The 10834-nt window shown below is 37.6% G+C and carries 11 protein-coding genes; 1 reads left to right on the forward strand and 10 read right to left on the reverse strand.

Annotated elements, in window-relative coordinates:
• On the reverse strand, window positions 1–659 hold a 659-nt coding region (ribF, locus tag RT405_RS11225; RefSeq protein WP_313469740.1), incomplete at its 3' end, for a riboflavin biosynthesis protein RibF.
• Window positions 660–674: 15 nt separating this feature from the next.
• On the reverse strand, window positions 675–1592 hold the full coding sequence (gene truB, locus RT405_RS11230) for a tRNA pseudouridine(55) synthase TruB (RefSeq protein ID WP_313469727.1): 918 nt from the start codon (window positions 1590–1592) through the stop codon (window positions 675–677).
• A gap of 185 nt (window positions 1593–1777) precedes the next feature.
• On the opposite strand from truB, the gene RT405_RS11235 reads away from it, so the two are divergent.
• Window positions 1778–2002, forward strand: coding sequence for a hypothetical protein (locus tag RT405_RS11235; protein ID WP_313469729.1), 225 nt, complete (start codon window positions 1778–1780; stop codon window positions 2000–2002).
• Between the two features lie 107 nt (window positions 2003–2109).
• Here the strand turns inward: RT405_RS11235 and RT405_RS11240 are convergent, their stop codons facing one another.
• From RT405_RS11240 to RT405_RS11275, 8 genes are all read right to left on the reverse strand, one after another.
• On the reverse strand, window positions 2110–2706 hold the full coding sequence (locus RT405_RS11240; RefSeq protein ID WP_313469730.1) for a hypothetical protein: 597 nt from the start codon (window positions 2704–2706) through the stop codon (window positions 2110–2112).
• Window positions 2707–2822: 116 nt separating this feature from the next.
• Entirely contained in the window at window positions 2823–3170 is a 348-nt protein-coding gene (gene rbfA / locus RT405_RS11245; RefSeq protein ID WP_313469731.1) for a 30S ribosome-binding factor RbfA, read from the reverse strand.
• A gap of 52 nt (window positions 3171–3222) precedes the next feature.
• Window positions 3223–5544 carry a translation initiation factor IF-2 gene (gene infB, locus RT405_RS11250; protein ID WP_313469732.1) on the reverse strand — a complete coding sequence of 774 codons (2322 nt, stop codon included), beginning with the start codon at window positions 5542–5544 and terminating at the stop codon, window positions 3223–3225.
• 14 nt (window positions 5545–5558) lie between these two features.
• Entirely contained in the window at window positions 5559–5864 is a 306-nt protein-coding gene (locus RT405_RS11255; protein WP_313469733.1) for a ribosomal L7Ae/L30e/S12e/Gadd45 family protein, read from the reverse strand.
• Window positions 5861–6145 carry an RNase P modulator RnpM gene (gene rnpM / locus RT405_RS11260; RefSeq protein ID WP_035027996.1) on the reverse strand — a complete coding sequence of 95 codons (285 nt, stop codon included), beginning with the start codon at window positions 6143–6145 and terminating at the stop codon, window positions 5861–5863. Before rnpM ends, RT405_RS11255 begins: the two co-directional genes overlap by 4 nt.
• 15 nt (window positions 6146–6160) lie before the next feature.
• Window positions 6161–7438 (reverse strand): transcription termination factor NusA, encoded by a 1278-nt coding sequence (gene nusA / locus RT405_RS11265; RefSeq protein ID WP_313469735.1) that lies wholly within the window; start codon window positions 7436–7438, stop codon window positions 6161–6163.
• 33 nt (window positions 7439–7471) lie between these two features.
• Entirely contained in the window at window positions 7472–7945 is a 474-nt protein-coding gene (rimP, locus tag RT405_RS11270) for a ribosome maturation factor RimP (RefSeq protein ID WP_313469736.1), read from the reverse strand.
• Window positions 7946–8153: 208 nt separating this feature from the next.
• On the reverse strand, window positions 8154–10834 hold a 2681-nt coding region (locus RT405_RS11275; RefSeq protein ID WP_313469737.1), incomplete at its 5' end, for a PolC-type DNA polymerase III.

A 10834-nucleotide genomic window follows, 5' to 3' on the forward strand; every position in this document is an offset into this window, starting at 1 on the left:
ACATTCTTTGTTACTTCAATATTGGCTGTTGGAAACCCGAGTAAACGTCCACGCGCATCTCCATGAACAACTCGACCAGCAGTTTCGTAAATATATCCAAGTAAACCATTAGCTTCTTCAATGTTCCCGCTATCTAAACATTTTCTAATCCGAGTTGAACTAATTTTCGATTCTTCATTCATTTGTTTTTCAACTACTACAATTTCAAATCGATCATCAGCATAGCTAGGTAAATGTTCCATTGAAGCAATTTCTTTTTTGCCATAAGTATAATCGAAACCGGCTACTACTACTTTGGCATGTAATCCTACAATGTATTGATCTACAAATAGTTGTGGTTTTAAAGCTGCAAAAGCAGATGTAAAATCAACTTCATATAAAATGTCTACTCCTAATTCAGCCATCATCGCTTGTTTTTTTTCAACTGTTGATAAATAAAGCATATCTTCCACCGCAATTTTTTTGAAAACAATTGATGGGTGCTGATTAAACGTCATCACTGCTAATTTGTATTTTTTTTCTGCAGCTATTTGTTTTGCTCTGCCTATGACTTCTTGATGTCCTTTATGAACACCATCAAAAAAACCAAGTGCCAGTACAACATCTCCTGCTGGAATTTGATCTTGTGTATAAGGATGGTGCAATTTTATAATTTCCATGATTAAAAAACTCCTTTATTGAAATTTACGTAAACCTTTGACTGGTTTTAAAAGGTTTTCTTTAGTTGGGTGTTTATCGTAAATGCTCCATGCTTGATTTTGGTACATGACTACTACCGGAAAATCGGTTTGTTCTCCAAAAGCAGCTAAAGGCAGGACAGCTCCATTTTTGACTTTATCCAATAAAGCTTGATCGATATGAGTGGAAGCGAGTTCTTTCAGACCATACTCTAATGGAAATAGCGCTTCTTGAATGGTACCGTTAGCTGCTTTTTCAGCAACTTGGTCTAGCGTCAAACAGTCGCTGGCTTTAAAGGTGCCGCTTAAGATGCGTGTTAAATCAGACATATGCGCTGGATAACCAAGGGCTAGGCCTAAATCAACCGCCAATGTACGAACGTATGTCCCTTTGCCACAATCCACTTCGAATCGCCAAGAAACCGTATGCGCTGCTTCATCTAACACAGGCTCAGAAGTACGGATAAAACGTTTTATAGTCGCTTTTCTGCTCGGACGTTCCACAGTTTCACCAGCTCGTGCATATTCGTATAACCGTTTTCCATTCACTTTAACTGCCGAAAACATAGGAGGCGTTTGAAGAATAGTACCTTCCATCGCGGCCATCGCTTGATCGATTGCTGTTACTAACGGTACTTCATTCATTTGAACCTGTTCTACAATGTCCCCACTGCTGTCTTCTGTTGTGGTCGAAAAACCTAATGTAATCTCACCGATGTAGCCTTTACCCGTCTCCATCATATATTCAACAACTTTTGTAGCATTTCCAATACAAATGGGTAAGACTCCATCTACATCTGGATCTAATGTGCCCGTATGACCAATTTTTTTTGTTTTTAATATTTTACGCAATTTAAATACACAGTCATGACTTGTCATGCCACGTTCTTTCCATAATGGGAGAATACCTTCCATATTAGATCCCTACTTTCCATTTTTAACTTTATCAGTATACCATATTTCAAAGTCTCGCGAAAATACCTAAGAGAATCTTGTGCAAAACTAAAGCTACTACTGCACAAGATGGAGTACGTTTCCTAGAAAAACTGAATGTAAAAGCAGTAAAATAGGCTTATAAATGTTATTGAGAAGAAGTCCAAATGAAACCAATTAAAATTGCGACGGATTCAACTGTCCACTCGTCAAAAGAGGAACAAGAGAAATACGAGATTACTATTATTTTTCTTATCGCAATGGTTGAAGAAGAACTGTATTATGATCCTAACTGCAAAAAAATGCTAGAGCACCTAATATTACCAAAAACAGTTCAACCTGCAGTCGGAAAATTCGCTGACGATTCACTGAACTTGGGCAGCTACGTCTAAGATTAGTTGTTGCTTTAAAAGAAATAAAATCAAAAATCTTCTAGGCTGATTCTCGTAAAAAAAGCTGCCTTTCTTTTTGAAAGACAGCTTTTTTCATTACGAGTCATTTACTTTTCAATCACAATAAACTCTTTTTCACGCATTTCTAATAACAAAGGATTTTCCTTAACTGCTTCCCATTTCACTGTTCGCCGGAATTGTTCGCGTTCTGCTTCTTCACCATCCCAACAACTATAAAGTTCTACTTTATTCGTGTCTTCAAAACAGTTATTTAAGACATACATCAAACCCTGTTGTTGCGTAGCGTTTACTGCACGTGCATCATCCATCATTTTAAGGTAATCCATCACGTTTGCTGTCGTAAAACCTTCCGGCACTTCTGTATCATTTTCAATCGGTTCCCATACAGGAAAATCAGAGGTTTGGTATACAAACGGAGAATTAAAATGCTTTAAGATAGCTCCTTTTTTTACTTCTTCAAGAATCTCAAAAGTCCCTACAATTTCTGCTTCTGTATCATAGAATTCGATTTGTTCCATCGTAATGGAAGCATCTTGCGTTTGGTTTTGAATGTAGCTTAATACCATTTCATCTGTTACTCCTGGATCTAAGGTATCACGTGCAATTAGTGCTACGGTATTTGAATTTTCTGGAGCATGTGTAGGTAACACTTTTTCAACTCCAATATATGAATATAAAGTCATCTCGACTGCCTCCTATCATTATGAACCATTAAAGTATAACAGATTTTCTGTTTTCCACCTAGCAACCTGAAACAAAAAAAGACAAAGCAATTTTTATCGCTTTGTCTTTTTTAAACTTACTCTTTATTTAAATCCCGCAATAACTCGTCGATCCGGCTGCCATATAAGACAGATTCATCTCGTTCAAATTTTAATTCAGGTGTTTTATAAAGCGTTAAACGCTGTCCTAATTCTCTTCTGATTAGTCCAGTTGCTTTTTCTAATCCCATTTGAACATTTTCAAGATCTTTTTCTTTTTCAGATAAAATACTGTAATAAATAGTTGCCTGCTGTAAATCTCCTGTTACTTTAACTTCTGTAATCGTAACATCGGCGACACGCGGATCTCTTACGCGTTTAATTAAAATATCATTGACTTCTTTTTGGATTTCTTGTGCTACTCGTCCTGTTCTGAAGTTTGCCATGATGTATCCCTCGCTTCCTTTACTTATCAAGAATTAAATTTAAAAAGAACAATTATTTGCGTTTAACTTCAACCATTTCATATGCTTCAACTACATCGTCTACTTGAAGATCATTGTAGTCTTTAATCATAAATCCACATTCAAAACCTTTTTTGACTTCTTTCGCATCATCTTTAAAGCGTTTCAAACTTGCTAATTCGCCTTCAAAAATAACAATATTGTCTCGAATCAAGCGAACGCTGCTGTTGCGGGAAATGTGTCCTTCTGTCACAAAACCACCTGCAATTGTTCCAACTTTCGATACTTTAAATGTTTCACGAACAACGACTTGTCCAGTAACTTGTTCTTCGTATTCCGGATCCAGCATCCCTTTCATAGCTGTTTCAATCTCATCGATCGCATTATAAATGATCCGGTGAAGACGAATATCGATTTTTTCTTGTTCCGCTTGTTCTTTAGCTTGAGGAGTTGGTCGTACGTTAAATCCGATAATAATCGCGTTACTTGCAGCAGCTAACGTGATATCACTTTCATTGATAGCTCCAACAGCCGTATGAATAATTTTAACACGGACGCCTTCTACTTCAATTTTTTGCAAACTTGAAGATAACGCCTCAGCAGAACCTTGCACATCTGCCTTTATAATGACATTGACTTCTTTTAATTCGCCTTCTTCTAAGCTTGAGAAGAGGTTGTCCAATGTCACACGATTAGTAGCTAACCGTTGGCTGGCCATAGCTTTTTGAGCACGAGTTTCTCCAACAGTCCGTGCCGTTTTCTCATCTTCAAAGACAACAAATTGGTCGCCCGCTTGAGGAGCTGCATTTAAACCAGTAATTTCTACAGGGGTAGAAGGACCGGCTGTTTTAACACGGCGGCCTAATTCATTAACCATGACCCGCACTCGGCCATAAGTGTTCCCAACTACAATCGGATCACCTACACGCAATGTTCCTTCTTGTACAAGTAAAGTAGCGATCGGTCCTTTGCTCTTATCTAAACGAGCTTCTATCACTGATCCTATTGCCAATCGTTTAGGATCAGCTTTTAGATCTTCGACTTCAGCCACTAATAAAATCATTTCTAACAACTCATCTAAATTTTGTCCAAATTTAGCAGAAATTTCAACGAATATAGTATCTCCGCCCCATGATTCTGGAATCAAGCCATATTCAGTTAATTCTTGCATCACACGTTCTGGATTAGCAGTAGGCTTATCAACTTTATTTACCGCTACAATAATGGGTACATTCGCAGCTTTAGCGTGATTGATCGCTTCAACTGTTTGCGGCATAACGCCATCATCAGCAGCCACAACAATAATTGTGATATCTGTGACATCCGCTCCACGAGCACGCATTGTTGTAAACGCCGCATGTCCTGGTGTATCTAAGAAAGTAATTGTTTTTCCATTAGATTGTACTTGGTAAGCACCGATATGTTGTGTGATACCACCTGCTTCGCCTAAACTAACTTTTGTATTTCTTAATGAGTCCAGCAAAGTCGTCTTCCCGTGATCGACATGTCCCATAATCGTTACAACTGGCGGACGAGTAGCAAGATGCGCCTCGCTTTTCTCTTGTTCGAAATAAACATCTAAATCAGAAACATCTACTTCAACTTTTTCTTCTGCTTCTATCCCATATTCGGCAGCAAGTAATTCAATTGCATCTTTGCTTAGGCTTTGGTTTAAAGTAGCTACGACTCCTAGTAAGAAAAGTTTTTTGATAATTTCAGCCGGTTCCCGATAGATCTTTTTAGAAATATCTGCCACTGTCATGCCATCAGAATAAACCAATACTTCTGGCAATTCTTTAAATTTACGCGGCACTGGTGGTGCAACTGGTTTTGTTTCACCTTTTTTCCCTTTTTTCTTACGTTTATTGAAACCGCCGTGAGTTCCTTGAGAACCACGGTAACCTCCTCGTTTATTTCCGCCGGGTCCAGCAGTAGTTGTTCGTTGTTCAACAGGGTTAGTAGTTCGTTTTGCAACTGTATTCACTTTTTTATCAGCTGGTTTAGCTGCAGGACGATTTGCTGCTGGTTGTGCTGCTTTTTTGCTAGCAGCTGGTTTATTGCCTTGTGTTGGTTTAGTGGTTGATGTTGTTGGTTTATTGGATTGATTCTTTTTATTTACTATACTCTTACCGCCTTTTTGTGTTGTATTTTTTTGTGTTTCATCTTGTTTTGTCATATTAGGTGAATTCCTTTTCTTGTTTGCAGCAAATGTATCATTTAGCATCGCAACTTGTTTGTCTTCCATTGAAGACATGTGACTATTATAGTCGATTCCTAACTCTTTAGCTTTTTCAATTACCTTTTTAGTAGGAATATCGTGTTTTTTTGCATATTCGTACACACGCAAATTAGCCATGTTATCACCCTCCGTTAATGTATTAATAATTCCCGGAACTTCTTCCCAAAGCCATTATCCGTTGTTGTACATATTGTACGGTCTTTTCCGATTGCCTGACTTAATTCTGCTTTTGTAAAATGAACAACGAATGGAGTTTGATAATGACGACATTTATCCGAGATTTTCTTTTTCGTTTTTTCACTGGCATCTACAGCAACAAGAACGACTTTAGCTTGTTCTTTTCTAATTTCTTTTAAAGTCAAATCTTCTCCAGTAACTAGTTTTCCAGCTTTCATAGCCATGCCCAAAAGATTTAAAACTTTTTGGTCTTGGTTCATAAGCTCATCCGCGCTTTTTGGTGAGTTACATAATCAAGTAATTCCTGATAAAACGCATCATCTAAAGTTGTTTCAAATGTACGGTCCAAAAGATGTTTGTCCCAAGCAAGTTGAACAACAACAGGTTCAATAGATACATAAGCTCCACGTCCTGGTTTTTTGCCACTTGGATCAATACTAATTTCGCCTTCTTTGTTTTTCACGATCCGAATCATCTCTTTTTTAGGTTTCATTTCATTGGAAACAACACATTTGCGCATTGGTATTTTACGTTTTTGCATCTAGTTCACCTCTTGTTATTCTTCGACATGATCTTCATCTTCTGCTAGTTCTATCATTTCTTCAGCTTCTTCTGGATCTAAGACGCCTTCTTCTACATCATCATCAATTCTAAGTTCCGATGCAAAATCTTCTTGATCTTCAATTGAGTCAACGACTTCTGTTAGGCTGTTTTCTTGTTCTGCACTGAGTGTTTCTTCCAAGCTTTCTGCATAATCCGCAGTTTCTACCAAACCTGCTTCTTGTTCAGCAGCAAGAGCGTCTTGCATATCTGATTCTGATTTAATGTCAATTTTATAACCTGTTAATTTTGCAGCTAAACGCGCATTTTGACCACGCTTGCCAATTGCCAAAGACAATTGATAATCAGGAACGACGACAACACAGCTGCCTTCTTTTTCATTGAATGTCACATCAACAACTTGAGCAGGATTTAAAGCATTGGCAATAAAAGTAGCTGGATCAGCGTCCCACTCAACGATATCCATGTTTTCACCTTTTAATTCATTTACTATCGCTTGAACACGTTGTCCTTTAGGCCCGACACACGTTCCGACAGGATCAATATTTTCATCTCTAGACATTACGGCTACTTTGGCACGATCACCAGCTTCACGTGCAATTGATTTAATTTCAACAATTCCGTCATAAATTTCTGGAACTTCTTGTTCAAATAAACGTTTTAATAAGTCTGGATGACTGCGGCTAACAAAAATTTGGGGTCCTTTTGATGTATTTTCAACTTTAGTGACATAAACTTTGATACGGTCATGTGGTTTATATACTTCATTAGGAATTTGTTCTTGTTTTGATAAGACCGCTTCAATCTTTCCAAGATTTACATAGATATAACGGTGATCTTGTCGTTCAACGATTCCTTGCATAATATCATTCTCATAGGCAATAAATTCGTTATAAATAATATTTCGTTCTGCTTCACGAACACGTTGCATAATAACTTGCTTTGCTGTTTGTGCTGCAATTCGACCGAAGTCTTTTGGAGTCACTTCAAAACGAATCGTGTCGCCTAATTCATAAGCTTTATTGATATCTAAAGCTTCTTCCATGCTGACTTCTAAACGCGAGTCGAATACAACATCAACGACTTCTTTTATAGCATACACATGCATGTCGCCTTTTTTCATATCAAATTCAACTTCAACGTTTTGCGCTTGTCCATAATTTCTTTTATATGCAGAAACTAATGCAGCTTCTAAAGCTTCAATTACGATTTCTTTAGCTACACCTTTTTCTTGTTCTAAAATATCAAGAGCATGCAACATTTCTTTGCTCATTTCATTTTCTCTCCTGTCCACTTGCCATTTAATTTAAAATTGGATTGCTAATCTAGCTTTAGCAATTTTTTTACGGTCAAATTCAATTTCTTTTACGCGCGTTTTGATTCGGACAGCTAAAATTAATGTATCTTCTGTCACTTCTTTTAACGTTCCTTCATAAGCTTTTTCGCCATCTACTGATTCATATAACGAGATATGAATAAACTCGCCAATAGCATTCGTGTAGTCTTCTTCTTTTTTTAAGGGCCTTTCAGCTCCTGGTGAAGAAACTTCCAAAAAATAAGCTTGAGGAATCGGATCAGGATTCATTGAGTCCATTTTTTCACTGATTTTCTCACTGACTAATGCGCAATCCTCTAGATCAATTCCCGTCGGTTTATCAATATATACACGTAAAAACCAATTTTTGCCTTCTCTAACAAATTCTATGTCAACTAATTCAAATTGAAAGTCGTCAACGATGGGTTGGACAATTTCACTAACCGTTTCAACCACACTTGTCACTTATACCGCCTCCTTTTAGATACATATACCTGACTGCCGAAAAAGAGTGAGCGTCGCCGCTCACTCTTTACCAAGATATCTAAATACATTAGTAGAATAACATAAAAACGACAGATAAGCAACAAAACCGTTTAGAAACACAGCTTTTATTTAATGGATGAAAGCTTTTAACCATCAGCCTTCTTCAATTAATCCGCTCGTTATTTTATTAAAACAAATCGAATAACGACAATTGATTTTCATCAGGCAGACCTTTCAAAACACCATTTTCATTCATGTACTCAATAACCGTTTTTGATACTTTTCCACGCTTACTTAAATCTTCTTTAGATAAAAACGGCTTTTCTTGTCTAGCTACAACGATTTGCTTAGCCACGTTTGCACCTAAGCTTGGAACAGCTCTGAAAGGAGCAATTAAGGAGTTGCCATCAATAACGAAGTTTGTAGCATCTGATTTGTCCAAATCGATCATTTTAAATGTCATTCCTCGTTCTACCATCTCATTCGCTAGCTCTAAAACAGTTAAAACATTTTTCTCTTTCGTTGAAGCATCTAAGCCTTTATCCGTAATTTCTTTCATCTTTACCTTAATGGATTCTTTTCCTTGACACATAGAAACTAAATCAAAATCTGTTGCCCGTACAGAAAAATAAGCAGCATAATACAAAATAGGAAAATGCACTTTATAATATGCAACCCGCAAAGCCATCAAAACATACGCCGCAGCATGAGCTTTAGGGAACATGTATTTGATTTTCAAACAAGAATCAATGTACCATTCTGGAACTTTTTCATTACGCATCGATTTCTGCCAATCATCAGGAATACCTTTTCCTTTACGGACAGATTCCATGATTTTAAAAGCTAGTCCGTCTTCTACGCCATTGTGCATTAGATAAACCATGATATCATCACGACAACCGATTACTTCAGATAAAGGGATATTGTTTTCGCGAATCAGTTCTTCTGCATTACCCAGCCAAACGTCCGTACCATGTGATAACCCAGAAATTTGCAGTAATTCCGCAAAGGTCGTTGGTTTTGTCTGTTCCAACATCCCTCGAACAAATCGTGTCCCAAATTCCGGAATACCTAATGTACCCGTTTTGGATTGAATTTGTTCAGGTGATACACCTAATACCTCTGTTCCGCCAAATATTTTCATCACTTCTGGATCATCTGTTGGAATCGTTATTGGGTCAATACCAGATAAGTCTTGCAGCATCCTGATCACAGTGGGATCATCATGTCCCAGTATATCCAATTTCAATACATTATCATGGATAGAATGGAAATCAAAATGAGTCGTTTTCCATTCAGAATCTTGCGCATCAGCCGGGAATTGAATAGGAGTAAAATCGTAAACATCCATGTAGTCCGGAATAACAATAATACCTCCCGGATGTTGTCCAGTCGTACGTTTAACACCGGTCGAACCTTTTGCCAAACGATCGATTTCTGCTGCACGCAAACTTAAATTCTGATCGCGTTCATAAGCTTTTACATAACCGAAAGCAGTCCTATCAGCTACTGTACCAATCGTTCCTGCACGATAAACATAATCGTCACCAAACAGTACTTTTGTATAATCATGGGCTTTAGCTTGATAATCTCCTGAGAAGTTTAAATCAATATCGGGAACTTTGTCTCCGTTAAAACCTAAAAACGTTTCAAAAGGAATATCGTGTCCATCTTTATGCAATCTAACGTGACAATGCGGACAGTTCTTTTCTGGCAAGTCATAACCTGAGCCGACTGAGCCGTCTGTAAAGAATTCTGAATATTTACATTCTGGACAGCGGTAATGCGGCGGCATTGGGTTAACTTCTGTAATTCCTGTCATCGTAGCTACAAAGCTTGAGCCGACTGAGCCCCGGGAGCCAACCAAATAACCATCTGATACACTTTTGTGCACTAATTTTTGCGAGATCAAATAAATAACAGAAAACCCATTTCCAATAATACTTGTTAACTCTTTTTCTAACCGTTTTTCAATAATCTCTGGCAAAGGATTACCATACAGCCGATGAGCTTCATTGTAACTTAATTGTCGTATCTCTTCCTCAGAACCTTCAATTTTCGGAGTGTATAAATCTGTTTTTACAGGTGTAAGCTCTTCTACGCGTTCTGCTATCAGTTGCGTATTTTCTACAACGATTTTATGAGCTGTTGCTTTTCCTAAAAAGCCAAAAGCTGCGAGCATTTCATCAGTTGTTCTGAAATGAACTTTTGGTAATTCGCTTCGGTTTAATGGATTAGCTCCACCTTGCGAGTTAATCAGAATTTTACGGTAAATGTAATCTTCTGGATTCAAATAATGAACATTCCCAGTAGCAACAACTGGAATAGATAATTCATCGCCTATTTGGATCATATTTCGAATGATCTCTTCCAAATCAGCTTCTGAATTGACTAATTCTTGTTCAATCAAAGGTGCATAGACTTCTTTTGGCATCACTTCTAAAAAGTCATAAAACTTCGCTTTATTTTTTGCTTCTTCAGCACCTTTTTGCATCATAGCTTCAAAAACTTCTCCTTGACTGCAAGCAGAACCTACAATCAATCCTTCGCGCAATTTTATCAATTCTGAACGCGGAATACGCGGACTTCTGAAAAAGTATTGGGTCATGGATAACGAAATCAATTTAAATAAGTTTTTCAACCCGTCTTGAGTAGTAGCAATAATAGTTGCATGGAAAGGCCGAGCTCGTTTATAAGCATCTCCTTCTCCAATACGGTCATTTAATTGATTATGATTGACTATTTCATGATCTTCTTCTGCTTCTTTTAAAAACAGCCAGCACAAATAGCCTGTTGTTTCCGCATCATAAATTGCTCGGTGATGCTGCTCTAATGCGACGCCATATTTTTTGGCCAACGTATTTAAGC

This window comes from Carnobacterium sp. (assembly GCF_032094055.1).
Taxonomy (GTDB): Bacteria; Bacillota; Bacilli; order Lactobacillales; family Carnobacteriaceae; genus Carnobacterium_A.

Bases quoted from the DNA above. Each gene is read 5' to 3' on its own strand.
- truB (WP_313469727.1), bottom strand. From the start codon at position 1,592: ATGGAAGGTATTCTCCCATTATGGAAAGAACGTGGCATGACAAGTCAT.
- RT405_RS11235 (WP_313469729.1), top strand. From the start codon at position 1,778: ATGAAACCAATTAAAATTGCGACGGATTCAACTGTCCACTCGTCAAAA.
- RT405_RS11240 (WP_313469730.1), bottom strand. From the start codon at position 2,706: ATGACTTTATATTCATATATTGGAGTTGAAAAAGTGTTACCTACACAT.
- rbfA (WP_313469731.1), bottom strand. From the start codon at position 3,170: ATGGCAAACTTCAGAACAGGACGAGTAGCACAAGAAATCCAAAAAGAA.
- infB (WP_313469732.1), bottom strand. From the start codon at position 5,544: ATGGCTAATTTGCGTGTGTACGAATATGCAAAAAAACACGATATTCCT.
- RT405_RS11255 (WP_313469733.1), bottom strand. From the start codon at position 5,864: ATGAACCAAGACCAAAAAGTTTTAAATCTTTTGGGCATGGCTATGAAA.
- rnpM (WP_035027996.1), bottom strand. From the start codon at position 6,145: ATGCAAAAACGTAAAATACCAATGCGCAAATGTGTTGTTTCCAATGAA.
- nusA (WP_313469735.1), bottom strand. From the start codon at position 7,438: ATGAGCAAAGAAATGTTGCATGCTCTTGATATTTTAGAACAAGAAAAA.